At 55.9% G+C, this 22,116-nt stretch carries 26 protein-coding genes and 1 riboswitch; of the genes, 12 read left to right on the forward strand and 14 right to left on the reverse strand.

What is annotated here, in order from left to right; translation table 11 throughout:
* Positions 1-64: 64 nt before the first annotated feature.
* Positions 65-688, reverse strand: coding sequence for a LysE family transporter (locus tag H3L93_RS02880; RefSeq protein WP_003797146.1), 624 nt, complete (start codon positions 686-688; stop codon positions 65-67).
* Between H3L93_RS02880 and H3L93_RS02885 the strand changes: the two genes are divergently transcribed.
* The gene (locus H3L93_RS02885; RefSeq protein ID WP_040558730.1) at positions 674-1,063 is read left to right on the forward strand and encodes a hypothetical protein; all 390 of its coding nucleotides are present in this window, start codon (positions 674-676) and stop codon (positions 1,061-1,063) included. The genes H3L93_RS02880 and H3L93_RS02885 overlap by 15 nt on opposite strands.
* Positions 1,064-1,132: 69 nt before the next feature.
* On the opposite strand, the gene H3L93_RS02890 is transcribed toward H3L93_RS02885, so the two are convergent.
* Positions 1,133-2,059, reverse strand: coding sequence for a YheT family hydrolase (locus tag H3L93_RS02890; RefSeq protein WP_003797139.1), 927 nt, complete (start codon positions 2,057-2,059; stop codon positions 1,133-1,135).
* Between the two features lie 10 nt (positions 2,060-2,069).
* Here H3L93_RS02890 and H3L93_RS02895 point away from each other — a divergent pair, with 10 nt between their 5' ends.
* Entirely contained in the window at positions 2,070-2,309 is a 240-nt protein-coding gene (locus H3L93_RS02895) for a hypothetical protein (RefSeq protein WP_003797135.1), read from the forward strand.
* On the opposite strand, the gene H3L93_RS02900 is transcribed toward H3L93_RS02895, so the two are convergent.
* Positions 2,299-3,345, reverse strand: coding sequence for a metallophosphoesterase (locus tag H3L93_RS02900; RefSeq protein ID WP_003797132.1), 1,047 nt, complete (start codon positions 3,343-3,345; stop codon positions 2,299-2,301). The two genes, H3L93_RS02895 and H3L93_RS02900, sit on opposite strands and share 11 nt — an antisense overlap.
* Before the next feature lie 168 nt (positions 3,346-3,513).
* Here H3L93_RS02900 and H3L93_RS02905 point away from each other — a divergent pair, with 168 nt between their 5' ends.
* Complete coding sequence (locus H3L93_RS02905; RefSeq protein ID WP_155803165.1) at positions 3,514-5,157, forward strand: DUF4832 domain-containing protein; 1,644 nt, start codon at positions 3,514-3,516, stop codon at positions 5,155-5,157.
* Between the two features lie 144 nt (positions 5,158-5,301).
* On the opposite strand, the gene H3L93_RS02910 is transcribed toward H3L93_RS02905, so the two are convergent.
* Positions 5,302-5,946: a DUF4230 domain-containing protein gene (locus H3L93_RS02910; RefSeq protein WP_003797127.1), complete on the reverse strand. Its 645-nt coding sequence runs from the start codon at positions 5,944-5,946 to the stop codon at positions 5,302-5,304.
* A gap of 223 nt (positions 5,947-6,169) precedes the next feature.
* Between H3L93_RS02910 and sodA the strand changes: the two genes are divergently transcribed.
* Positions 6,170-6,796, forward strand: coding sequence for a superoxide dismutase [Mn] (gene sodA / locus H3L93_RS02915; RefSeq protein ID WP_003797124.1), 627 nt, complete (start codon positions 6,170-6,172; stop codon positions 6,794-6,796).
* Positions 6,797-7,109: 313 nt separating this feature from the next.
* Here the strand turns inward: sodA and H3L93_RS02920 are convergent, their stop codons facing one another.
* Together H3L93_RS02920 and metK are read right to left on the reverse strand one after the other, a co-directional pair.
* Entirely contained in the window at positions 7,110-8,129 is a 1,020-nt protein-coding gene (locus H3L93_RS02920) for a nuclease-related domain-containing protein (protein WP_003797120.1), read from the reverse strand.
* Positions 8,130-8,300: 171 nt separating this feature from the next.
* Complete coding sequence (gene metK, locus H3L93_RS02925; protein WP_003797117.1) at positions 8,301-9,470, reverse strand: methionine adenosyltransferase; 1,170 nt, start codon at positions 9,468-9,470, stop codon at positions 8,301-8,303.
* 98 nt (positions 9,471-9,568) lie between these two features.
* Positions 9,569-9,685: riboswitch (SAM-I-IV-variant riboswitch) on the reverse strand.
* Between the two features lie 91 nt (positions 9,686-9,776).
* Between metK and H3L93_RS02930 the strand changes: the two genes are divergently transcribed.
* Genes H3L93_RS02930 through H3L93_RS02940 form a run of 3 tightly spaced genes read left to right on the forward strand, consistent with a single transcriptional unit; the run spans position 9,777 to position 11,160 of the window.
* Positions 9,777-10,067, forward strand: coding sequence for a hypothetical protein (locus tag H3L93_RS02930; RefSeq protein WP_003797112.1), 291 nt, complete (start codon positions 9,777-9,779; stop codon positions 10,065-10,067).
* Positions 10,068-10,078: 11 nt separating this feature from the next.
* Positions 10,079-10,963, forward strand: coding sequence for a lysophospholipid acyltransferase family protein (locus tag H3L93_RS02935; protein ID WP_003797110.1), 885 nt, complete (start codon positions 10,079-10,081; stop codon positions 10,961-10,963).
* A 29-nt stretch (positions 10,964-10,992) separates the two neighbouring features.
* Positions 10,993-11,160 (forward strand): hypothetical protein, encoded by a 168-nt coding sequence (locus H3L93_RS02940; RefSeq protein WP_003797108.1) that lies wholly within the window; start codon positions 10,993-10,995, stop codon positions 11,158-11,160.
* 16 nt (positions 11,161-11,176) lie between these two features.
* Here H3L93_RS02940 and mgtE read toward each other — a convergent pair whose 3' ends face one another.
* Positions 11,177-12,607, reverse strand: coding sequence for a magnesium transporter (gene mgtE, locus H3L93_RS02945; RefSeq protein ID WP_003797106.1), 1,431 nt, complete (start codon positions 12,605-12,607; stop codon positions 11,177-11,179).
* Between the two features lie 315 nt (positions 12,608-12,922).
* Here mgtE and H3L93_RS02950 point away from each other — a divergent pair, with 315 nt between their 5' ends.
* Both H3L93_RS02950 and H3L93_RS02955 read left to right on the forward strand, forming a co-directional pair.
* Positions 12,923-13,894 carry a bile acid:sodium symporter family protein gene (locus H3L93_RS02950; RefSeq protein ID WP_003797102.1) on the forward strand — a complete coding sequence of 324 codons (972 nt, stop codon included), beginning with the start codon at positions 12,923-12,925 and terminating at the stop codon, positions 13,892-13,894.
* Positions 13,895-13,959: 65 nt separating this feature from the next.
* Positions 13,960-14,148: a hypothetical protein gene (locus tag H3L93_RS02955; protein ID WP_155803164.1), complete on the forward strand. Its 189-nt coding sequence runs from the start codon at positions 13,960-13,962 to the stop codon at positions 14,146-14,148.
* A gap of 17 nt (positions 14,149-14,165) precedes the next feature.
* Here H3L93_RS02955 and H3L93_RS02960 read toward each other — a convergent pair whose 3' ends face one another.
* Both H3L93_RS02960 and H3L93_RS02965 read right to left on the reverse strand, forming a co-directional pair.
* Positions 14,166-14,357, reverse strand: coding sequence for a hypothetical protein (locus tag H3L93_RS02960; protein WP_003797098.1), 192 nt, complete (start codon positions 14,355-14,357; stop codon positions 14,166-14,168).
* A gap of 9 nt (positions 14,358-14,366) precedes the next feature.
* Complete coding sequence (locus H3L93_RS02965; RefSeq protein ID WP_003797096.1) at positions 14,367-15,239, reverse strand: YicC/YloC family endoribonuclease; 873 nt, start codon at positions 15,237-15,239, stop codon at positions 14,367-14,369.
* 178 nt (positions 15,240-15,417) lie between these two features.
* On the opposite strand from H3L93_RS02965, the gene rph reads away from it, so the two are divergent.
* The 3 genes from rph to H3L93_RS02980 all read left to right on the forward strand — a co-directional run bounded on the left by rph (position 15,418) and on the right by H3L93_RS02980 (position 18,047).
* Positions 15,418-16,149, forward strand: coding sequence for a ribonuclease PH (rph, locus tag H3L93_RS02970; protein ID WP_003797094.1), 732 nt, complete (start codon positions 15,418-15,420; stop codon positions 16,147-16,149).
* Positions 16,150-16,272: 123 nt separating this feature from the next.
* The gene (locus H3L93_RS02975; protein WP_003797091.1) at positions 16,273-17,142 is read left to right on the forward strand and encodes a mechanosensitive ion channel family protein; all 870 of its coding nucleotides are present in this window, start codon (positions 16,273-16,275) and stop codon (positions 17,140-17,142) included.
* Between the two features lie 131 nt (positions 17,143-17,273).
* Positions 17,274-18,047, forward strand: a complete 774-nt coding sequence (locus H3L93_RS02980) for an exodeoxyribonuclease III (protein WP_003797089.1) — start codon at positions 17,274-17,276, stop codon at positions 18,045-18,047.
* Positions 18,048-18,233: 186 nt separating this feature from the next.
* Here the strand turns inward: H3L93_RS02980 and H3L93_RS02985 are convergent, their stop codons facing one another.
* From H3L93_RS02985 to H3L93_RS03005, 5 genes are all read right to left on the reverse strand, one after another.
* Positions 18,234-19,334: a pseudouridine synthase gene (locus tag H3L93_RS02985; protein ID WP_040558904.1), complete on the reverse strand. Its 1,101-nt coding sequence runs from the start codon at positions 19,332-19,334 to the stop codon at positions 18,234-18,236.
* A gap of 265 nt (positions 19,335-19,599) precedes the next feature.
* Positions 19,600-20,406, reverse strand: coding sequence for a glycosyltransferase (locus tag H3L93_RS02990; protein WP_003797085.1), 807 nt, complete (start codon positions 20,404-20,406; stop codon positions 19,600-19,602).
* A gap of 121 nt (positions 20,407-20,527) precedes the next feature.
* Positions 20,528-20,839, reverse strand: coding sequence for a T6SS immunity protein Tdi1 domain-containing protein (locus tag H3L93_RS02995; RefSeq protein ID WP_003797082.1), 312 nt, complete (start codon positions 20,837-20,839; stop codon positions 20,528-20,530).
* A gap of 132 nt (positions 20,840-20,971) precedes the next feature.
* Positions 20,972-21,103 (reverse strand): GAD-like domain-containing protein, encoded by a 132-nt coding sequence (locus H3L93_RS13450; protein WP_081446117.1) that lies wholly within the window; start codon positions 21,101-21,103, stop codon positions 20,972-20,974.
* 200 nt (positions 21,104-21,303) lie between these two features.
* Positions 21,304-22,116, reverse strand: a complete 813-nt coding sequence (locus H3L93_RS03005) for a beta-1,6-N-acetylglucosaminyltransferase (protein ID WP_003797078.1) — start codon at positions 22,114-22,116, stop codon at positions 21,304-21,306.

A 22,116-nucleotide genomic window follows, 5' to 3' on the forward strand; every position in this document is an offset into this window, starting at 1 on the left:
TGGGTTGATGTGGGTGGGGTTTTTTCAGGCTGCCTTTGGCATAGTGAGGCAGTCTGAAAGTGGGTTAGCTGATGATGACTTTGATGCCCAGCGCGGTCATGGCAACGCCGAGTACGCGGTCTATCCAATGCCCTGCTTTTTGGAAGCGTTGGTTGACGGCGGGCATGGAGAGCAGGAAGGTTACGAGGGCGAACCAGGCAAATTGCAGCACCATCATCCATGCGCCGTATACGGCAAGCTGCCAAGTGGGCATGGTGGGGGAGAGGACGATGGTGAAGATGGAGACGAAGTACACGGGGGCTTTGGGGTTGAGCACGTTGCACAGGAAGCCTTTAATCAGCGCGGTGCGGGCGGATTGGGGGGCGGCTTTGGCGGCGCTGATTTCGGTGATTTCGCCTTTGGCTTTGGCGCGGATGCCTTTGTAGCCGAGGTAGATAAGGTATGCGCCGCCGATGATTTTGACGGCGGTGAGCAGCCATGCGGCGGATGCGATAAGGGCGGCCATGCCGAGCACGGAATAGGCGATGTGGATGCCCAAGCCGAGTGCCACGCCAAGGCTGCTAATCAGCCCGATGCGCCTGCCTTGCCCGAGGGCTTGCTGGGAGATAAAGACGAAGTCGGGGCCGGGGGACATCGCGCCGAGGATGTGGATGCCGGTGATTAGGATGAAGCCGTGCCAGAAGGTCATGAGGAGATTCCTTGTGTTGGGGTTGGAGAGGGAAGCCTGAAAACGGGCTGGGGGATTATGGTTGGCAGTTGCGTCGTTTTAACCATGCGTCTCGTGCCGACGGGTATTTGCTTTTCTTTGTTTCTTGGTTTTCAGGCTGCTTTTGGTCGGTTGGGGCAGCCTGAAACGCTGTTTGGCGTAGCGAATGGGTTTGCCGTTTGCGTTGTGCTTGGCAGGCAATCTGTTGGCAGCAAGCTGTTATCGTTCTATCGGGTTTTGCAGGATTTTGCTGCCGTCATGCGTTATGGAGCGGCGACGGCTGGTTGCCATTTGGGTTGTTCTGATGTGCGCCGTTTTTTGTCGGAGAGCCGCCGACGTGCCATTGGTGGCTTGTAGTGGGGGTTTGTGTGGATGGGCAGCCTGAAAAAGGGCGCGCTTGTTTTGGTTGCGCCGAAACTTCGCCTTTCAGGCTGCCTGAAACTGCTCAAACCATGCCAGCAGGGTTTGCGGCAGCCAGCGCAGGTGTCCGCGCCCACTGCCGCTCACAAAGCCTGCGTGCCCGCCGTGCTGCGGTTGCAAGAGTTGCACGCTGGATGAAACGTCGCTGCTTTGCGGCAGGTAGGTGGCGGGGTAGAAGGGGTCGTTTTGGGCGTTAATCAGCAGGGTGGGGATGGTGATGTTTTTGAGCTGGGGGTGGGATGAGGCGCGGCGGTAGTAATCGAAGCGGTCGGCGTAGCCGTGCATGGGGGCGGTGTAGGCATCGTCAAATGCGCCGAGGCTGCGGATGGGGTGGTCGGCGGGCGGGACTTTTTTGAGCAGGGTGTGCAGGAAATAGGGGGTGTAGAGTAGATAGGGGATGCCGTGTTGCAGGGTGTGGGCGGAGGCGGTGAGCTTGAACGGGGTGGAGACGGTGGCGGCGGCGCGGGGCAGGGCGGCGTTGCCTTGTTCGCCAAGGTATTTGGCGAGCACGTTGCCGCCCAGCGATACGCCGACAACGTATAGGGTGGCGTAGCGCTCGGCGAGTTGGGCGAGCATGTGGGCGAGTTCGGGCGTGTCGCCGCTGTGGTACATGCGTTTGGCGGATACGCCGCCGCAGCTGCGAAAATGGGGGGTTACGCTGTGCCAGCCGTGTTCTTGGGCGGCGCAGGCGAGTTCTACAGCGTAGTGGCTGCGGCTGCTGCCTTCTAGCCCATGCAGTTGCACGATGCAGGGGGCTTGCGGGTTGGGCGCGTCTAGGAAGTCGTAGGCAACGAGGTCTTCGCCGAAGCGGTCGGGGAGGAGTTCGCGGCGATAGGCGGGGGCGGGGCGTTGTAGGGTTTTGGCGTAGAGCGTTTCGCGGTTGCCGCCGCGTAGCCATTTGGGGGGGAGGGGGTGGTCGGGGGAGAAGGGCATAGTATTAGAGATGGGCTGGATTGGGTTTCAGGCTGCCTTTGGGGTGCGTGGGCAGCCTGAAAATGGGGGGCGTTGTTTTTGGGTGGAAAATTGCGTGGGGCGTTTTCAGGCTGCCTATTGTTGGGCTTATCGGGCGAATAATGGATGGCGCGAATGCGTGGAATGGTGTTTATTTTTGTGTGCCAACCACAGCAATCGGCAGCCTGAAAACAGATTAAGCAAACGGCGGCTGTTTTGCATCACGCAATAGTCTTCACACTATCGCCGTTGTCAAACATCAGGGTTTTTTCGGGATAGCGCAGGGCGGCGAGGCGGTAGTGCGATTGGGTGGGAGCGATGCCTCGTTTGCGGTCGCGCCAGCGTGCGCCAACGGAAAAATCCACGCAGAACACGTTTTTGCGCGCGCCGTGCCAACCATTGGCGGGAACGGTGAACATGCCTTCGCGGTGTTTGGGGACTTGGTTGCTGCTGTGCCAATGCCGCCAATAATGCCCGATTACAACGGCGGCGTTGTCTTGATAGTCGTCCCACCACGGATTGCGGATGGAAAACCGCCAGCGCCCGCCTGCGAAAAAGGGTTCGCGGGCGATTTTTTCTATGCCGCAGGTGAGCGCGCGGATGGGGTGGCGGCTGCTGCGGTAGATGTCGTGGGCGGCGGTGGCGCGCAGCATGGGGGGATGCTGGGCGGGGTTTTCCAGAATGTGGGCGTGGTGGTGTTGCTCGGCAAGGTAGTCGTCGTACCACGGGGCGTGTTTGATGCAGCAGTGCAGCTCGTCGTCCCATTCTTGGATGAGCTGGATGAGCGGCGTGGCGTTGTTTTGCAGCTTGGCGATGGATTCGGGCAGCCATGCGGCGTGAACGATGCGCAGGTCGGGGCGTTGCAACACGAGGGGCTGCTCGGCGAAAAACTGCACAAGGGCTTTTTTGCCGTTTTCAGGCTGCCTTTGCCACGGGGCGTAGTTGCGGCTGTCTTTGCCGGCGCGGCAGTCAAAAAACCAGCCCGAGCCGTCTTTGGGTTCGTGGGCGAGCAGGTTGATTTCGTGGTTGCCCAGCACCATGAAGGCGTTGCCCGCGTGGATGGCTTGTTTCGCCCAGTCGGCTACGGCGGGGGAATCGGGGCCGCGGTCAATCAAATCGCCCACAAAAACGAGTTTGCGTCCTTGCGGGTGTTTGCCGGCGGGCGAGTAGCCCAGATAGTGCAGCAGGTTTTGCAGGGCTTCAAATTGCCCGTGCACGTCGCCGATGATGTCCAGCGGACAACCGGGAAGGGATTGGATAAGGGGCATAATGTTGCACTGGGTTGATTTAAGTGGGCGGATTATAGCATTTTAGCGGGTTTCAGGCTGCCCAAGGCGCGCTAAACGGCGTTTTCAGGCTGCCTGTTTCGGGCGGGCGAAGGTTGCGGTAGAATGATAACTTAATATTTTTTACCCCAACTTTACAGACAGGAGAACATGATGAATAAAACGCTGATTGCCATGCTGGTGTGCGCCATCGCGGTTTCAGGCTGCAAAAAGTCCCACCGCGTGGCAACCGATTCGTCCGGCCGTTCCGGCTCCAACCAATCCGCCATCATGGTGGGCAAGCATAAAAACAACGATTCGGCTGACCCCGCACCCACGCCGAACCAGCCCGCGCCCGACCATTCGGGCGGCAACGGCAGCCAAAACAATGGCGGCAACACCAATATTGCGCCCACGCCCGAGCAGCCCCAGCCCACGCCTACGCCCGAGCAGCCTGCGCCCAACCCTACGCCGCAACCCACGCCCCAGCCAACTCCCAATCCCACTCCAACACCCACGCCCAACAACGCGCCCATGCTGAGCGTGCAGTTTGCCCCCAGCACGCTGGATTTCCCCAACCCCGAGCGCGGTTTCTATAAATACGCCGCCGACCCCGCCAAGCTCACCGCGTATTACCTCGATTCTGTTGCCAAAGACGGCTACCGCCTGATTTACACCCCCGCCGATTTATCGGCATGGCGTAACCAAGATTTGCCGCAAAGCTATCTGAACGCGCTCAACGAAGGCTTTGAGCTCATGCGCCAAGCCGGCGTGAAAGCCGTGTTGCGCTTTGCTTATGATTACGAAGCATCGGGCAAAGACACCAATCTTGCCCAAGTGAAGCGCCATATTGAGCAGCTCAAACCCATTATCAATCGCAATGCCGATGTAATCGCCGTGTGGCAAGGCGGCTTTATCGGCGCATGGGGCGAATGGCATTCTTCTGCCAACGGGCTTAACAGCGATAGCAACAAAAAAGAAATCGCCCAAGCCTTGCTCGCCGCTTTGCCTGCCAATCGCCAGCTCAATCTGCGCTATCCCTATGATTTGATTAAATGGTATGGCACGCCCGCCAGCGCCGAAGATTTTGCCAACAACAGCGAAAAAGCGCGCATCGGCATCCACAACGACTGCTATCTCGCCAGCATTGACGACACAGGTACCTACCAACCGCGCCGCGATCAAACCATTGAAGCGCAACGCATGTTCACCCGCCAGCACGTTCAATATACCTCGTTTGGCGGCGAAACCTGCGCGCCTATTGCCAACGCCCGCACCACTTGTTCCGACATCTTGCGCGAAGGCAAAGAATTCCGCTTGGCGTATCTGAATTACGACTACCACAAAACCTTCATCGACGGCTGGACAAAAGAAGGCTGCATGGCAGATGTGCAAAAAAATATCGGCTATCGCATAGAGCTGAGCCAATTCCAAATCAGCAGCCAAGCCAACGCATCAGGCAGCCTGAAATGGGCATTGAAACTGAGCAACCAAGGCTGGGCGCGCCCCATCAATCCGCGCAATATCGTAGTGCGCTTCACATCCAGCAGCGGCAGCAGCAAAGACGTGGTGTTGGAAAACACCAACCTGCGCACGCTGGATTCTGGCGCGAGCGCCCAATGGGAAGGCACGCTCACTCTGCCTAATTTGAGCGCAGGCGAATACAGCGTTTCGCTGGGCGCGCCCGATCCAGATGCCCGCTTGGCAAGCAACACACGCTTCTCGCTACGCTTTGCCAACGCCGATTCAGGCAATGTGCAATGGAATCTGAAAACAGGATTCTTGGATACAGGGCTGAAAGTGAACATTCACTAAGCCGCGCAACAATGTTTTCAGGCTGCCTCAATAATGCTGTTGAGGCAGCCTGAAAACGTTTTGCATACATATTTTTCCCAAATTAGATTTACCATTTTCAGGCTGCCTTAATCGGATGGATGATGATTGAAGGCAGCCTGAAAACTATTTTTGCGCCTTGTTTTGAATCTTGCACTCGGGCAGGGCAGCGGGCGTGTAAACGGAAACTTTCAGCGGCGTGAGCGCGAAGAGTTGCTCAATCTGGCTTTTGCTGCGCTCGCTGGCGCGTTGCAAGATTTGGTCGGCACAGGCTTGGCGCAAGATTTGTTGCTTGGCATGGAACTGCACTTCGCCCAGCACGTTTAAATCGGCTTGGTAGAGATTGAGCGCACCTGTGCGGATGTCGTACACGTCTATTTTGTCTAGCTGCACGGATAGGATTTCCACGGGCGGCAGATTGATGATTAGGGTTTGGTTGTCCAAAATTTGGATGTTGCGCTCGCTAAGCTGGTTTAAATCCAGCCCCGCCACCACGCTGCCGCGCGCGGTGAAAATGCCTTTTTGGCTGTCTTGCCACAGCGCATACCAATTGCCTTGTTTTTCGGTTTTGATGATGGTGTCAATGTGGTAGGCGGTGCTTTCTAGGCGGTTTAGGTCTTGGATTTGGCGCAACACGCTGGCTTGGTTGATGATTTGATGCGGGCTTTCAGGCTGCGTGATGCGGTGAATCAGCGTGAGCAATGGGGCGCGGTAATGCCATGCGCTGGCGATAAGGGCAATCAGGATAAGGGCGCGGAAGGTTTTTTTCATGGCGGATACTCGCGTGGAGAGTGGTTTCAGCTTGCCTAAATGGTTGCTTTATCGGGAGAATCAAGGGGCGATGCGGCTGCGTGGGCATCTTTGCATCAATACTGGCATCAACAGGCTGCGCGACGGTTTGCGCTATAAAAATCTTTAATCGCCGAATGCTTGCCCAATAGCGTATGAACGGCTATTATCCGCCGCTTCATAACCACGCCAAAAGGAAAACAAAATGGCTTACACACTCCCCCAACTGGGCTACGCCTACGATGCCTTGGAACCGCATTTTGACGCAATGACGATGGAAATCCACCACAGCAAGCACCATCAGACTTATGTAAACAACGCCAACGCGATTGTGGAAACGCTGCCCGAAGCCTATCAAACGCTTAGCGCGGAAGAACTCATCGCCCGCATCGCCGAATTGCCCGCCGACAAACAAACCCCCGTTCGCAACAACGTGGGCGGACACGCCAACCACACGCTGTTTTGGCAAGTTTTGAAAACAGGCACCACGCTTTCAGGCAGCCTGAAAGCGGCGATTGAACGCGATTTCGGCAGCGTGGAAGCCTTCCAAGCCGAATTTGAAAAAGCCGCGCAAACCCGCTTCGGCAGCGGCTGGGCATGGCTGGTGGTTGAAAACGGCAAATTGAAAGTGGTTTCCACTGCCAACCAAGACAGCCCGCTGATGGGCGCAGCCATCGCAGGTTGCAGCGGCACGCCCTTGCTCACGCTGGACGTTTGGGAACACGCGTATTACTTGAAATACCAAAACCGCCGCCCCGACTACATCAAAGCCTTCTGGCACGTTGCCAACTGGGACGAGGCGCAACGGCGGTTTGATGCGGCGAGCAAGTAATTGTTAAAGCATAACAATAAGGCAGCCTGAAATGCGGTTTATCCGTTTTCAGGCTGCCTTTTTGGGTTTAACCGTGCTGAATAGATAAACGATTGAATGCAGATGGCGTTCAGTCGTTTTTTGCGTTTTTAGCTTCGCAACTTCGCTATGCTCCGCAGGTTGCCTTTGCGCAAGCCCTAGGGACAGTTGAAATTCAAAATGGAGCGGCGACGGCTCGTTGCCAAATGCTGCATTCAATCAGACTTTACTGATTGATTAAGATGTCGGCGAGCCGCTGACGCTCCATTGGTTGCAGGTTTCAGGCTGCCTTTAATTAGGTTTTGCCCACATTTCTTTGGCAATCGTAGCAGTACACTTTGCCGTGAAATCTGGCTTGGTTGTTCCAGCAATAATTGGCAACGTTTGGGTTAACGGTTTTTTTGCACGCGGCGCAGAATAGGCGTTGTGGCTGTGTGGGCTGTGGCGCGGCAGGTTGCGTGATGGCTGGTGCAGATGGGGCGTTTGTAGGCTTGGGCGCAATCGTTGCAGCAGCTTGCGGGGTAGATGCGCGAACGGTTATTTCAGGCTGCCTATCGCTAATGCCAAATCGCTTTTTCCAGTCCATTCTTAATGGTATATGCAAACTGGCTAAATCTTCGGCAAATTCTTCCAAGGTTTCGGAAGAAATGATTTTTGCGGCGGATGTGAATTGCTGTATTAAGACGGATGGACGGTAGTCATCAACATCTTTCATTATACGGTTACGCAGTTGCTCCACTTTAATCACTCTGTCTAAATCGTCCACGTTTTTGCCATTTTTGGGACGATAGATTTTGGATGTGTTGGCTATCAAAATCAGGCTGTGCAATGATGGTTTCATTTTTAAGCCAAGCCGTGTAGGCAAAATAATTTCATCGCTGTCAAACAGTCGTTTAAGAAGCAATTTATGGCGGTTGTTTTGCTCAATGGGTGATTCAATGGCTTTGTGTTTTCGGTCTGCATTGACCGAAAAAAACTCGCCATGTTCGTTGATGCCAATGCCTTCATTAAATCGCTTGCTTTCGCAAACATAGATTTCTAAAAAGCGGTCTATCAACAAGTGGTCAATTTGGGCAGAATGTCCATCCACTTCTAGGCGCAAATCGTGGATAACCGCCCAATTTTTGTGATTTTCATAATAAAAGTTGATGTGATAGGCGGCATCTTTTTCGCCTTTTAAGCCTGATTGAATGTTGCGGATGGTTTTTTTAATTTGTTCTTTGGTATATGCGGGAACGTAGGGTAGTTGAAGCAGGGCGTTGAGTTCTGCAAGGTCGCGTTCGCGGGCGTGTTCGTCCATTTCTTTGATAAGCATTTTCAGGCTGCTTTTGGCGGGTTAGGGGTTGAATATAAGAAGTAATTTTAACAGGATTGAAGTGGATTTTGGTTTTGCGGAATGGTGTTTCAGGCTGCCTCAATAACTAATATAAGGCAGCCTGAAACACGGTTTATCCGTTTCAGGCTGCCTTATGTTTACCAATAACGATTACAAGCCAGCCGCTTTTCTCAATGCTTCGGCTTTGTCGGTTTTCTCCCATGTGAACTCGGGTTCTTCGCGCCCGAAGTGTCCGTAGGCAGCGGTTTTGCCGTAGATGGGGCGCAGCAAGTCCAGCATTTGGATGATGCCTTTGGGGCGCAGGTCAAAGTGTTCGCGCACCAGTTTGATGAGCTGGGCTTCGTTTAATTTGCCCGTGCCAAAGGTGTCCACCGAAATGGAGGTGGGCTCTGCCACGCCGATGGCGTAGGAAATTTGGATTTGGCATTGGCTGGCGAGCCCTGCGGCAACGATGTTTTTTGCCACATAACGCCCTGCATACGCGGCGGAGCGGTCCACCTTGCTGGGGTCTTTGCCTGAGAACGCGCCGCCGCCGTGGGGAGCTGCGCCGCCGTAGGTGTCCACGATGATTTTGCGCCCGGTCAAGCCGCAGTCGCCTTGCGGGCCGCCGATGACAAATTTGCCTGTGGGGTTAATCAGGTATTTGGTTTCGGGCGTGAGCAATTCTTTGGGCAGCACGGGCAAAATAATGTGTTCTTTCACGGCGTGGCACAGCTCTTCGTAGCCGATTTCGGGCGCGTGTTGGGTGGAAAGGACGACGGTGTCGATGCGGGTTACTTTGCCCGTTTCGCTGTCGTAGGCCACGGTTAATTGCGCTTTGGCATCGGGGCGCAGCCAAGGCAGCAAGCCGCTTTTGCGCACTTCGCTTTGGCGTTGCATCAGGCGGTGGCTGTAATAAATGGCAAACGGCATCAGCGTGGGGGTTTCGTCGCAGGCGTAGCCGAACATCAAGCCTTGGTCGCCCGCGCCTTGGTTCAGGTCAATGCCTTCGCCTTCGTTTACGCCTTGGGCGATGTCGGGCGATTGCACGCCGTAGTTCACTAAAAATTTGCAGGTGTCGGCGGCAAAGCCGAGGGTTGGGTCGGTGTAGCCGATGCGGGCGATGGTGTCGCGGGCGATTTGTTCGTAGTCCACTTTTGCGGTGGTGGTGATTTCGCCTGCCAGCACGCATAAATCGGTGGCAACCAGCGTTTCAGCGGCAACGCGCGATTGGGGGTCTTGCGCGAAGATGGCATCCAAAATGGCATCGGAAATTTGGTCGGCAACTTTGTCGGGATGCCCTTCGGACACGGATTCGGAGGTGAAGAGGTATTCGCTCATGGGATTTCCTTGTTATGGGGGATGGATAAAAAAGGGCAGCGTTCGTTGCCGCAGGCAAAAGGGTTTCCATTTGCGGCAGATAAAAAAATGCCCGCATTAAAAGCGGGTTGGGATTGCTTGTTTATGGGTAACAAGCCACATCGGTTATAAACCGTCCACCTTATTGTTTTGTAAACAACAGGTTGGCATGGAATTTCCAACTCTTAATGCGGTGCGGATGATAGCAAATTGCAACGGGCTAGGCAAGGCAGCCTGAAAACGCTTATACTCGCAACCCCTGTTTAACCACTCTAAATTAAGGACGTTATGATGAAAACCGTTCAACTTTCATTGGCTGCGGCGGCTTTGTTTGCCGCGTTTTCGGTTTCGGCGGCGCCGCAACCTTTGGGCAATCCTTTGCGTGCGGCAAAAGGCTGCCAGTCTTTGAGCGCGCAAGAAACGGCGCGTTGCAAGAAAACGGAAGATTATTGCACCAACAAGCCCAAAGACCCGAAATGCATGCGCTTTAATAAATTGCGCGAGAAATATCCGTTGGAGAAAAAATCTGTTGTCGAACCCAATGAGCCTGTTGATTACATCGGTCCTGCCGCGCAATAAACAACGCTGAAATGGAAATCATGCTGAAATGGCTTTTTCAAATCGCGGCGGCGTTGCCGTTGCCTGTGTTGCATGGCTTGGGCAATGCGCTGGGGTGGGTGATGTATGGCGTGTTGGGCGAAGACCGCAGGCGGATTCGGCGGCATTTGCGCCAAGCGGGTTTGCCGCATGGCTGGCGCGATGTGCTGCGGGTGTGCCAAGAAACAGTGAAAAGCGGCTTGGAATTGCCGGTGGCGTTTTTTCGGCAGCCTGAAAAGATTGTGGCTTTGTTCCGCGAGGTGCATGGCTGGCAGCATATTCAGGCTGCCTTAAACGCGGGCGAGGGCTTGCTGTTGATTACGCCGCATATCGGCAGCTATGATTTGGCGGGGCGGTATATCAGCGAGCAGCTGCCGTTTGCGCTGACGGCGATGTATAAACCGCCGAAAATCAAGATGTTTGACGCGATTATGCAGGCGGGGCGTGTGCGAGGCAAAGGGCGGACTGCGCCGACCAACCTGCAAGGGGTGAAGCAGATTATGAAGGCGTTGCGCGCGGGGGAGGCGACGATTGTGTTGCCCGACCATGTGCCCAACCCGCTGGAAGGCGGTGAGGGGGTGTGGGTGGACTTTTTCGGCAAGCCTGCTTACACGATGACGCTGGCGGGCAAGCTGGCGCAGGTGAAAAACGTGCGGGCGTTGTTTTTTGTGGGGGAGCGGTTGCCCAATGGGCGGGGCTTTGCGTTGCACGTTGCGCCTGTTTCAGGCTGCTTTAACGGCGATAAGGCGCATGATGCGCGGGTAATCAACCGCAATGTGGAGTATTGGGTGCGGCGGTTTCCGAGCCAGTATTTGTTTGCATACAATCGCTATAAGCATCCTTTCGGCGCGGTGGAAAGCCCCGAGATGCGGTCGTGAGACGGGGATAATTGTGAGGCAGCCTGAAAATGGGTTTATTCATTTTCAGGCTGCCTTTAAATGTAAATATGGTTACGGAGGATTTTGCCCGCGCAGGCGGTTTGTCGCTTAGGTTTGCCGCATACCGCGAGCAAGGCAAGATTTTGCCCCGCACAAGAAACGGTTTCAGGCTGCCTTTAAGCATTAAGGCAGCCTGAAAACCATCCCGCAGGTTTACAACAAAAATATCGTCGCCAGCCCAAGGAAAATCAAAAACCCACCCGAATCGGTAAACGCGGTAATCAACACCGAGCTGCCGCGTGCGGGGTCTTTGCCCCATTTTTCCAAGCACACGGGAATCATCACGCCCAAAAACGCCGCCAGCAGCAGGTTCAGCGTCATCGCGGCAACCATCACCAAGCCAATGCCCACATTGTGATACAGCGCAAACGACACCAGCCCCATCACGCTGCCCCAAATCAAGCCGTTCACCAAAGCCACGCCCAGCTCTTTTTTCAGCAGCCTGAACGCCTGCGCATTGGAAATTTGCGAGCTAGCCAGCGAGCGCACAATCATGGTAATCGTTTGGTTGCCCGAATTGCCGCCGATGCCCGCCACAATCGGCATCAGCGTTGCCAGCGCCACAATTTGCGCAATCGCGCCTTCAAACACGCCAATCACGCGGCTGGAAACAAACGCCGTTACCAAATTCACCGCCAACCAAACCCAGCGGTTTTTTACCGAATCCCACACGGGCGCAAACAAATCTTCGTCTTCATCCAAACCCGCCATGCTCAACATATCCGCCTCGCTTTCTTCGCGGATAACGTCCACCATCTCGTCCACCGTTAGCCGCGCGATGAGCTTTTTGTTTTCGTCCACCACGGGCGCGGTTACCAAGTCGTAGCGTTCAAACGCGGCGGCGGCCTCTTCCACGTCATCTTCGGGGCGAAATTTCACCACGTCTTTTGCCATGATGTTTTCTACGATTTCTTCGGGGTCGGCAACCAGCAGCTTGCGGATGGGCAACACGCCTTGCAAGATGTCGTTGTCGTCCACCACAAAGATTTTGTCGGTGTGGTCGGGCAGGCTGTCAAAGCGGCGCAAATAGCGCAGCACCACTTCGCAGGTTACATCGCCGCGTATGCTCACGATTTCAAAGTTCATCACCGCGCCCACTTGGCTGTCTTCATACGACATGGCAGCCTGAACTTGGGCGCGCTCTTCTTCATCGCGCGTTTGCAGCACTTCGTCCACCACGTGTGTGGGCAAATCGTCTGCCAAATCCGCCAAATCGTCGGCTTCCATGTCTTCCACCGCCGCCACCAGCTCGGATTTATCCATCGCTTCAATCAGGCTTTCGCGCACGCTGTCGGATACTTCCAGCAACACATCGCCGTCTTCTTCGGGCGACGCGAGTTTCCACACCAGCACGCGCTCTTTGGGCGGCAGGCTTTCCAACACAGCCGCCACGTCGGCGGGGTGCAATTCGTGCAAAATGCCAATCAGCATTTGCAGCTTGGCATTGGCGTGCAGCTCGGGCAGGGTGAGTTGTTCGCTGATTTCGGAATAGTGTTCCAGCAGATGCGCGGCAAGTTTGTGGATGTGCTCAATATCGGCAGCCAGTTGCTCGGAATCGCTGTGGTCGTGGATGGGATTTTCCATAAATGCTCCGCCTGCCTGATGGCGACGGGCGGCATTTAGGCAGGTTTAATTGATTGGGGTTGAATGATGCAATGTGAACGTGCTACTGGGGAGGTCGTCCATTGTTGGATTTTGGGTTGTGAAAAACGGGGGCATTTTACATGATTTTGCGTTGCAAGATGGCGCGATTTTACTGCGGCAGCCTGAAAAAGGCAGCAAATGGGTTTTTGCATCGCTTAAATGCGGCAGATAAAAAGGCAGCCTGAAATCTTTTTGCTGCGCTGTTTTTGTAGTATCCTTGCGCTCCTTTAAATTTCTTAACACAAGTGATACATCATGGAAGCCATCCGAAAATTAAGCCAATTTGTAGGGAAAACGTTTGCCTTGTGGGCGGCGTTGTTTGCGTTTGTCGGGTTTATGTCGCCCGATGCGTTTAAGTGGGTGTTGCCGCTGGTTACTTATTTGCTGGGCATTATTATGTTTGGCATGGGGCTGACCTTGTCGCCCGACGATTTTAAAATTTTGGGGCAGCAGCCCAAGGCGGTGATTGTGGGCGTGATTGCGCAGTTTGCCATTATGCCGAGCATTGCTTTTGCGCTGGCCAAGGCGTTTGACTTGCCGCCCGATATTGCGGTGGGCGTGATTCTGGTTGGTTCTTGCCCCGGGGGCACGGCGTCTAACGTGATTACTTATCTGGCGAAGGGCAATGTGCCGCTGAGCGTGGCGGTTACTTCGGTGTCCACGCTGCTCGCGCCCGTGCTTACGCCTGCGGTGTTTTATGTGTTTGCTAATCAATGGCTGCAAATCAACGCGGGTTCTATGTTTATTTCCATCGCGCAGATTGTGATTTTGCCGATTGTGTTGGGCGTGTTGCTGCACAAGTTTTTCCGCAAACAAACCGATGCGGCGGTGGAAGTTTTGCCTTTGGTATCGGTGGTATCTATCGTGTTGATTATTGCGGCGGTGGTGGGCGCAAGCAAAGGGCGGATTATTGAAAGCGGCGCGCTGATTTTTGCGGTGGTGATTTTGCATAACGGCTTGGGCTATCTGCTTGGCTTTTTGGCGGCGCGCGTGATGGGCTTGCCGTATGACGCGCAAAAAACGCTGGCGGTGGAAGTGGGGATGCAAAACTCGGGCTTGGGCGTGGCGCTGGCGAAGCTGCATTTTGCCGCGCTGCCTGTGGTTGCCGTGCCCAGCGCGATTTTTAGCGTGTGGCACAACATCTCGGGCGCGTTGCTGGCGACTTATTGGGCGGCGAAGTTTGAGCGCGATAAGCAGGCAAAAGCGGAACAAACCAATCAATCGTAATGCGGTTTTCAGGCTGCCTTAATCTTGACGGTTGGGGCAGCCTGAAAACGATGGGGAATCGTGTGATGCGAAAAACAGGATTGGCCGCCGTGCTTTGTTTGCTGTTGGCATCTTGCGCCAGCACGGGCTCGGGCGCGTTCGGCTCGGGCGAAACGGCGCGCAAGGTTACGCGGGCAACGGAATACATTGTGTTTACGCCGCTGTGTTTGCTGTATGGGATTTGCCCGGATTTGGGGGATGATGATGAATTTTAGTTTTTGGGGATGGGGTTTCAGGCTGCCTTGATGTGATGAGGCAGCCTGAAAACAAAACCGTTTGGCGGTCCGAACTGCCAAACGGTTTTTTGCCGGACGGATTGGATTTCAGGCTGCCTCTGCCCGCTCAACGCAAAGGCAGCCTGAAATGCCTCCCAACCAAAAAAGCAGCCTGAAAACGAATACCCGTTTTCAGGCTGCCTATCCATTCCGCGCCGTTATTCAATATTCTGCACCTGCTCGCGCATCTGCTCAATCAACACTTTCAGCTCCACCGAAACCTGCGTGCATTCGTTGGCAATGGCTTTGCTGCCCAGCGTGTTCGCTTCGCGGTTGAGCTCCTGCATCAGAAAATCCAGCCGCTTGCCGATGGTGCCGTCGTGTTGGGTAACGATGCGGCGCACTTCGGTGATGTGGGTGTGCAGGCGGTTGAACTCTTCGTCCACATCGGCTTTTTGCATATACAGCGCAAATTCTTGTTTCAGGCGGTCTTCGTCAATGCTCGCCACCGCTTCCTGCAAACGGCGGCGGCTGCGCGCCAAATGCTCTTGCAACAGCTGCGGGAACAGCTCTTCCAGCGCGCCGATGATGGCCTGCATCAAATCCAGTCGCTCCAAAATATGCGCTTGCAGTTTCTCGCCCTCGCGCTCGCGGCTGGCAACAAATTCGTCCACCGCTTGCGAAAGCAGCCGCAACACCGTTTCCTGCAAGGCATCGCTGTCCACATCGGCGCTGACAATTACATTGGGGAACTTCAAAATATCGGCAACGCCGAGCTTACCCAAATCGCCGTGCTTTTTGCGCCATTTGCTGTTCAGCTCGGCAAGCTCGTTCACCAGATTTTGGTTGATGTGCAGGCTGTCTGCGCCGTTGGCGATGTTGCCCAGCTGGATGCGGCATTCGATTTTGCCGCGCGAAACTTTGCCGCTGATGATTTCGCGCATCGCGCCTTCCAGCACACGCAAATCGTCGGGGATTTTGAATTGCACGTCTAAAAAGCGGTGGTTTACGGCGCGAAGCTCCAGTTCTATGCGTTTGCCTGCGATTTCGCCTTGGGCGTTGGCAAAGCCCGTCATGCTGCGAACGGTCATGTTTTTTCCTTTGTGTAACGTTGAAAAACGGGGCTATGGTAACACAAAGCGGATAGGCAGCCTGAAACGAAGTGGGATGCCGCTAAAATGATTTTCAGGCTGCCTCATCGCTGCCTGTTTAGCCCACCCAGCAAACCCGCTATAATTTCGCCCATTTCAACCCATCCGAAAGAGAGCCATGAGCTACCAACGCACCGCCCGCGCCGCCCACCAACTGCGCCCCGTCGCTATCACGCCCAATTTTTTGCCCCATGCCGATGGCTCGGTGTTGATGGTGTGCGGCAACACCAAAGTCATCTGCACCGCCACGGTGGACGACAACGTGCCGCCGTTTCTGCGCGGCAAAAACCAAGGCTGGGTAACGGCGGAATACGGCATGCTTCCCGCCTCCACCCAATCGCGCATGAAACGCGAAGCCGCGGCGGGCAAGCAATCGGGGCGCACGCAAGAAATCCAGCGGCTCATCGGGCGCAGCCTGCGCGCCTGCGTGGATTTAACCTTGCTGGGCGAACGCCAAATTTTGATTGACTGCGATGTCATCCAAGCCGACGGCGGCACGCGCACCGCCAGCATCACAGGCGCATTTGTTGCACTCCAAATCGCCATCCAAAAATTGCTGGATAACGGCACATTGCCCGCCAACCCGCTAATCGGCAGCGTTGCCGCCGTTTCCGCAGGCATGGTAAACGGCGTGCCGCTGCTGGATTTGGATTACCCCGAAGATTCGGGCTGCGACAGCGATGTGAACATTGTGATGCTCAATGCGGAAAACATCATTGAAATCCAAGGCACGGCGGAAGGCGCGGCGTTCAGCGTTGCCGAATTGAACGCGCTGATTGCGCTGGCGCAGCAAGGCATCGCCCAACTTACCGCCGCGCAGCAACAGGCGTTTCAGGCTGCCTTTGCGTGATGCGGGTAAGCCCGTAGAGGCAGCCTGAAAACGATGCGAAACACACCACGCGGCAACAAGCGTTTCAGGCTGCCTTTAAACGTGCCAAAGGCAGCCTGAAAAACAAAAAACTAAGGACACACCATGCTCAACACCCTGCACCAATGGCTCGCGAAAATCCCGCTCTCCGAGCAATGGATATTTACCCTGCTGCTGTTTCCCTTTGTGTGGCTGGTCAAAGAAATCTGGCTCTACGCCCATTTCAAAAGCCACCCCGATTGGGATTTGGAACACAAACGCCGCGCCCTTGTGGTGAGCCGCAATGTGTCGCTGATTGCCATTTTGCTCGGGCTGCTGATGGTATGGGGCAGCCAAATCCAAACCTTTGCCCTGTCTATGGTTGCGCTGGCTGCCGCCACCGTGGTCGCCACCAAAGAGCTGATTATGTGCCTTTCAGGCAGCCTATTGCGCTTTGTAACGCGGCAATATTCCGTGGGCGACTACATTGAAATCGCCCACATCCGCGGGCGCGTGGTGGACATCAACCTGTTCAACACCCTGATGATGCAAATCGTGGACAACCCGCTGATTGGGCATTTATCAGGGCGCACCGTTTCCTTCCCCAACAGCCTGCTGCTGAGCCAAACCGTGCACCGCGACCACATCTTAGGGCAATACGTTGTGCACACCTTTGAAATCCCCGTGCCGATTCATCTGGATTCCGATGCCATCGTGCCCAAGCTGCACGCCGTGTTAGACGAATGGTGCGCGCCCTACACGCCCGAAATCATCCAATACTTTGAAGCCGTGCAAGTGCAACAACTCTTCTTCACCCCCGCTGCCCGCACCCGCATCAACCGCGTGCCACACGACGACAAAACCTACAAGCTCGTTGTCCGCTTCGCCGCGCCCATCACCCAGCGGCTGGACATCCAACAAGCCGTGCTAGACGAATTTATCCGCCTGCAATATCGGCTGCTGCTGGAAACGCAGCACAATCCGTATCACGAATAGCGTTGCCCGTTTTCAGGCTGCCTATTCGCCCTAAACACAATAGGCAGCCTGCGGAGCGAAGCGGAGTTGCGAAGCTAAAACCCAAACCCGCTTTTCAGGCTGCCTCAACCCCCACACACAAAGGACACCCCATGCGCATTATCACCGCCAACGTAAACGGCATCCGCTCCGCCTACAAAAAAGGCTTTTTAGACTACATCGCCCAATCCCAAGCCGACATCATCTGCGTGCAGGAACTCAAAGCCCAAGAAGCCGACCTCTCGCCCGAAATGCAAGCCCCCCACGGCATGCACGGCGTATGGCATTGCGCCCAAAAACGCGGATACAGCGGCGTCGCCCTATACAGCAAACGCCAGCCCGATGCCGTGCAAATCGGCTTAGGGCAGCCCGAATTTGACAGCGAAGGGCGATACGTCCGCGCCGATTTCGGCAACCTCAGCGTCATCTCCCTCTACCTGCCCAGCGGCACCAGCGCAGAAGAACGCCAAGCCTACAAATACCAGTTTTTAGACGCGTTTTACCCCATACTCGCCGAGCTCATCGCCACAGGGCGCGACATTGTCGTCTGCGGCGACTGGAACATCGCCCACCAAAACATCGACATCAAAAACTGGAAAGGCAACCAAAAAAACTCAGGCTTTTTGCCCGAAGAGCGCGCATGGATTGGGCGCGTGATTGCCGATTTGGGCTGGGTGGACACTTGGCGCACGCTGTATCCCGATGTGGCGGGCTACACATGGTGGAGCAACCGCGGGCAAGCCTATGCCAAAGACGTAGGCTGGCGCATCGATTACCAAATGACCACGCCCGCGCTCGCCGCCACCGCCCAAGCCGCCCATGTGTACAAAGAAACCAAATTTTCCGACCACGCCCCTCTGGTCATCGACTACGATTACAGCGTTTAGGCAGCCTGAAAAACAAAAACCGCTTGGTGCGATGCCAAGCGGTTTTTTGTTGGATAGATTCACTTTCAGGCTGCCTAATATGCTGCATTCGTTATAGGGATTGCCTTTGGGTTTCGGGTTGATTGGGTTGCGGATGGAGGCAGCCTGAAAGCAAAGCAAACAAGTTTCAGGCTGCCTGTTGCCTTGCTATCTGCGCCGTTTGCCGCTGTTGGGCAACGCCATATCCGCCCATTTCAAAATGGCGGCGACTTCGGCGGGGTTGAGTTCGTAGAACTGCCCGCGTTTGAGGCGGTTGGGCAGCCCGATGGGACCGAAGCCCACGCGCACAAGGCGGCTGACGGTGAGCCCGATGTGTTCAAAAATGCGGCGCACTTCGCGGTTGCGCCCTTCTTTGATGACCACGTTGTACCATTTGTTCGCGCCCTCGCCGCCTTGCTCGCTGATGCGCTCCACCTGCGCCAAGCCGTCTTCCAGCATGATGCCCTGCGTGAGCTGCTGCATTTGCTCGCGGCTCACTTCGCCCAGCACGCGCACGGCGTATTCGCGCTGCACTTCAAATTTGGGGTGGGCGAAACGCTGCACCAGCTCACCCGAGGTGGTCAGAATCAGCAGGCCGCTGGTGTTGATGTCCAGCCGCCCGATGGCAACCCAGCGGCTGCTGGCGGCTTGCGGCAGGCGGTCAAAAACGCTCACGCGCCCTTGCGGGTCGTCGCGCGAGACGATTTCGCCCTCTTGCTTGTAATACAAGAGGATGCGCGGCAGGCGGTCGGCCCATTTGAGCTTGATGGCGCTGCCTTTCACGGTTACTTGGTCGTCGGGCGAGACTTTGTCGCCCAGCTGCGCGGTTTTGCCGTTCACCTGCACCCAGCCGTTGCCAATCCATTCTTCCATTTGGCGGCGCGAGCCTACGCCTGATGCGGCGAGGATTTTTTGCAGGCGTTCGGGTTCTTGGCGCGAAAGGTCGGCGCGTTGTTCTTTGAGGAAATCGGCGCGTTGCTGGATTTTTTGGTTGGGCGCGCGGACGATGAGTTTTTTGGCTTTGGTTACGCGCTGTTTGGCGGGCTGGGCGTTGGGGCTGCGCTCATTTTGACCGCGTTCGTTTTGGCTTTGCCGAAACGCGCTGCGCTCGTTTTCAGGCTGCCTTTTTTGGGGGGGGGTTTTAGCTTCGCTGAAACTTGCTTTGCTCGTTTTCAGGCTGCCTTTGGCTTGGCGGGATGGGGGGGATTTTCGCGCGGGCTTGTTGGCGGAAATGTCGTCGAGATAGGCGCGTTGGTTTTTTTTGGACATGGTGGCTCTCCGTAACGATTTGGCTTGGCGGGATGGGGTCGGCTTGTTGGGTTCGGTTTTCAGGCTGCCTTTGCTAAGCACATTAAGGCAGCCTGAAAACGAATTTCTGCGCAACCAAACCGTTCTTCTGCGGTATCGGAACACGGCAGGATGGGTTAATAAAAAGGTGGCGTATTGTAGCGGATAACGGCAAAGGCAGCCTGAAAATTCGCTTTCAGGCTGCCTTTGCGGGCAGAAACCTTGGCTCGCAAACGCATCTGCGCGATTACGTTCTCAGCTTGGCATAAACCTTGCCCAGCCATTTGGCGGGTAGCAGGCGCGGGAGACTGCGCAACAGAAAGATGGCCAAGGCGGGCAGGGCAGCCTGAAAACGCAGGCGGTGTTTGAGCCGCATCAGTTGCCATTCACTTTTGATGTATGCCCGGCCGCGCCGCCGTTGCAGCATGGCGTTGCCCGTGCGGGCGTGCACCAGCGTTTGCGGCAGGTTGGCAGCGGTTGCGCCTTGCGCGAGCATCCGCAGCCAGAGGTTGTAGTCTTCCATATACAGATGATGTTGGTAGCCGCCTGCTTGTTGCACGGCGGTTTTTTTGTAGGCAACGGTCATGTGGTTGAACGGGTTGCGCTTTTTGGCATAGGCGAGGATTTCAGGCTGCGTTTGGGGGACTTGGCGGCTGGCGTGGCTTTGGCCGGGGGTGTTGGCAAATTCGGCGATTTGACCGCCGAGCAGGGCGGTTTGCGGATGGGCGGCGAGGTAGGCGCATTGGTCGGCGAAGCGGGTGGGGGTGGCGATGTCGTCGGTGTCCATGCGGAATATCCATTCGTGCCGCGCGTGTTGCACGCCGTGGTTGAGCGCGCGCCCGAGCCCGACGTTTTCGGGCAGCCTGATGATGTTGAGCGGCAGTCGGCCGGCGAATTCGGCGAGCACGGCTTCGAGCGCGGGGGTAATCGCGCCGTCTAACACGATGAGGATTTCGGCGGCGGGGAGGGTTTGCGCGGCAAGGCTGGCGAGGCTTTGGCGCAGGTGGTCGGGGTGTTCTTTGGCGTAGAGGGAGAGCAGGGCGGTGAAGTGCATGAGATTGGGGGGGCGAGGGTTGGTGAACGGGGTTTCAGGCTGACTTTGGGGTTTCAGGCGGTATTGGAGGCAGCCCGAAACGGCAAAACACGGCTTTCAGGCTGCCTTTGGTTATTTTGGCTCACAACGGCTTACCGCCCCAGCCGTGGGCAATCATGTCTTTATCGTCAAACACGCGCGGCTCGACGAGTTGGCGCAGCAGGTCAAATTGGGCAAACAAATCCACCTTGTCCACATTGCCGATTTGCGGCTCGCCGCCCGTAGCAAGCGCAGGCACGAAGCTGAACATTTCGTCTTCTGCCAATGCGCCGAATTTTTTGACGGCGCGCTGGAATAGCGGTTTGCCTTTATCGTCTTCCATGTCCAAATATTCCGGATTTTTTACTAAGAAAAACAATTCCAGCGCAAAATCTGCATCACCTTTTTTAATCATTTTTTCATGGCTGCGCCCAACAGTAATAAAGCCGAAATGCGGGATGATGCAGTATTTGTTGCCGTAAGTAGGTTCCCAAACAAACAGCTCACCCCAACCCGAGCGGGCAATCACATAATAATCACGCCCGTCCTACTGCACGTTTTCAGGCAGCCATTCGGCAAGGATGTCTTCGTAGTCTTCGGGGTTGGTAATCCAAAACAGCCCGTCGGCGAAGTGGCAAAAACCGTATTCCTGCCAGTATTCCAGCAGGCGGTCGGGCAGTTTGCCGCGATATTTGTTTAGCGTGGCGGCGGATACGGGGCGGCCGTTTTAGCTTCACAACTCCGCTTCGCTACGCAGGCTGCCCGAGGATGGCGAACAGTTCGGTGAAACGGGATTGGGGGTTAAGGTGGGACATGGTGATGCCTTTCTGTGGGTGGGTTGATGGGTTGAGGCAGCCTGAAAACGCTGGGTGCGGCGGTTTACACGTTTTGCTCGTATTGCAGCCAGCGCATTTGGTTTTCGGCGGAGACTTTGCGGGCGAACCATGCGCCGTTTTTTTTGGCTGCCCAGAGGTCGTCCAGCGAGAGGGTGTCGGGGTGGTTTGCGCCGTGGGCGAAGCGGATAAAGCGGTGGTTGTCGTTAATATGGTTGAGGCTGCCTGAAAGTTGGTGGGCGATGTGTTGGAAGAAGTGTTCGTCGGGGACGAGTTTTTTTTCAAACAGGGCGGCGTTGTCGCCGAGGCTGTGGTCAAACAATAGTTTCAGCGCGGCACGGTTGGCGGAAAACCATTGGCTGCCTGCGAGGCAGATTTGGCGGCTGGGGAGGATGCGGTCGGCGATTTTCAGGCTGCGGGTGAGGATTTTGCCCGGCAGGCTGCGTTGCCATGCGGTGTCGGCGTGGGGGGCGTTGAAGCGGGTGCGGTAGCGCAGGTGGGGGCTGGGTTGGCTGCATAGCCAGAGGGTGTTTTCAGGCTGCGTTTGGCATTGGGCGGCGAGGGTTTGGGGGCTTTGCAGCATGGCGCAGCTGCCGCTGATGAGGTGGTAGTGGCGGGTGTCGGGGTTGGCGAGCGCGGCTTGGATGAGGGCGAGGGTGGCTTCTATCATGGTGAAGCCGCCCCAGTTGATGCGGATGCGGTGGCTGATAAGGTGGACGTTGGGCAGGGTGGTGAGGCTGCCTGTCAGGCGGGGGGATTGGGCGTCGTGGTGGATGTAGTAGTGCGCTTGGGGGTGGCGGGCGGCGTGGGCGGCGATGTGGGGCAGGGGTTGGTGGGAGAGGATAAGGTAGGTGGTCAT

The organism is Kingella oralis, from assembly GCF_014054985.1.
Lineage (GTDB): Bacteria > Pseudomonadota > Gammaproteobacteria > Burkholderiales > Neisseriaceae > Kingella_B > Kingella_B oralis.

What these genes read in the sequence shown, in the direction of transcription:
- H3L93_RS02880 (WP_003797146.1), bottom strand. Translation starts at nt 688, where the DNA reads ATGACCTTCTGGCACGGCTTCATCCTAATCACCGGCATCCACATCCTC.
- H3L93_RS02890 (WP_003797139.1), bottom strand. Translation starts at nt 2,059, where the DNA reads ATGCCCTTCTCCCCCGACCACCCCCTCCCCCCCAAATGGCTACGCGGC.
- H3L93_RS02895 (WP_003797135.1), top strand. Translation starts at nt 2,070, where the DNA reads ATGGGCTGGATTGGGTTTCAGGCTGCCTTTGGGGTGCGTGGGCAGCCT.
- H3L93_RS02900 (WP_003797132.1), bottom strand. Translation starts at nt 3,345, where the DNA reads ATGCCCCTTATCCAATCCCTTCCCGGTTGTCCGCTGGACATCATCGGC.
- H3L93_RS02905 (WP_155803165.1), top strand. Translation starts at nt 3,514, where the DNA reads ATGATGAATAAAACGCTGATTGCCATGCTGGTGTGCGCCATCGCGGTT.
- H3L93_RS02910 (WP_003797127.1), bottom strand. Translation starts at nt 5,946, where the DNA reads ATGAAAAAAACCTTCCGCGCCCTTATCCTGATTGCCCTTATCGCCAGC.
- sodA (WP_003797124.1), top strand. Translation starts at nt 6,170, where the DNA reads ATGGCTTACACACTCCCCCAACTGGGCTACGCCTACGATGCCTTGGAA.
- H3L93_RS02920 (WP_003797120.1), bottom strand. Translation starts at nt 8,129, where the DNA reads ATGCTTATCAAAGAAATGGACGAACACGCCCGCGAACGCGACCTTGCA.
- metK (WP_003797117.1), bottom strand. Translation starts at nt 9,470, where the DNA reads ATGAGCGAATACCTCTTCACCTCCGAATCCGTGTCCGAAGGGCATCCC.
- H3L93_RS02930 (WP_003797112.1), top strand. Translation starts at nt 9,777, where the DNA reads ATGATGAAAACCGTTCAACTTTCATTGGCTGCGGCGGCTTTGTTTGCC.
- H3L93_RS02935 (WP_003797110.1), top strand. Translation starts at nt 10,079, where the DNA reads ATGGAAATCATGCTGAAATGGCTTTTTCAAATCGCGGCGGCGTTGCCG.
- H3L93_RS02940 (WP_003797108.1), top strand. Translation starts at nt 10,993, where the DNA reads ATGGGTTTATTCATTTTCAGGCTGCCTTTAAATGTAAATATGGTTACG.
- mgtE (WP_003797106.1), bottom strand. Translation starts at nt 12,607, where the DNA reads ATGGAAAATCCCATCCACGACCACAGCGATTCCGAGCAACTGGCTGCC.
- H3L93_RS02950 (WP_003797102.1), top strand. Translation starts at nt 12,923, where the DNA reads ATGGAAGCCATCCGAAAATTAAGCCAATTTGTAGGGAAAACGTTTGCC.
- H3L93_RS02955 (WP_155803164.1), top strand. Translation starts at nt 13,960, where the DNA reads ATGCGAAAAACAGGATTGGCCGCCGTGCTTTGTTTGCTGTTGGCATCT.
- H3L93_RS02960 (WP_003797098.1), bottom strand. Translation starts at nt 14,357, where the DNA reads ATGGATAGGCAGCCTGAAAACGGGTATTCGTTTTCAGGCTGCTTTTTT.
- H3L93_RS02965 (WP_003797096.1), bottom strand. Translation starts at nt 15,239, where the DNA reads ATGACCGTTCGCAGCATGACGGGCTTTGCCAACGCCCAAGGCGAAATC.
- rph (WP_003797094.1), top strand. Translation starts at nt 15,418, where the DNA reads ATGAGCTACCAACGCACCGCCCGCGCCGCCCACCAACTGCGCCCCGTC.
- H3L93_RS02975 (WP_003797091.1), top strand. Translation starts at nt 16,273, where the DNA reads ATGCTCAACACCCTGCACCAATGGCTCGCGAAAATCCCGCTCTCCGAG.
- H3L93_RS02980 (WP_003797089.1), top strand. Translation starts at nt 17,274, where the DNA reads ATGCGCATTATCACCGCCAACGTAAACGGCATCCGCTCCGCCTACAAA.
- H3L93_RS02985 (WP_040558904.1), bottom strand. Translation starts at nt 19,334, where the DNA reads ATGTCCAAAAAAAACCAACGCGCCTATCTCGACGACATTTCCGCCAAC.
- H3L93_RS02990 (WP_003797085.1), bottom strand. Translation starts at nt 20,406, where the DNA reads ATGCACTTCACCGCCCTGCTCTCCCTCTACGCCAAAGAACACCCCGAC.
- H3L93_RS02995 (WP_003797082.1), bottom strand. Translation starts at nt 20,839, where the DNA reads ATGATTAAAAAAGGTGATGCAGATTTTGCGCTGGAATTGTTTTTCTTA.
- H3L93_RS03005 (WP_003797078.1), bottom strand. Translation starts at nt 22,116, where the DNA reads ATGACCACCTACCTTATCCTCTCCCACCAACCCCTGCCCCACATCGCC.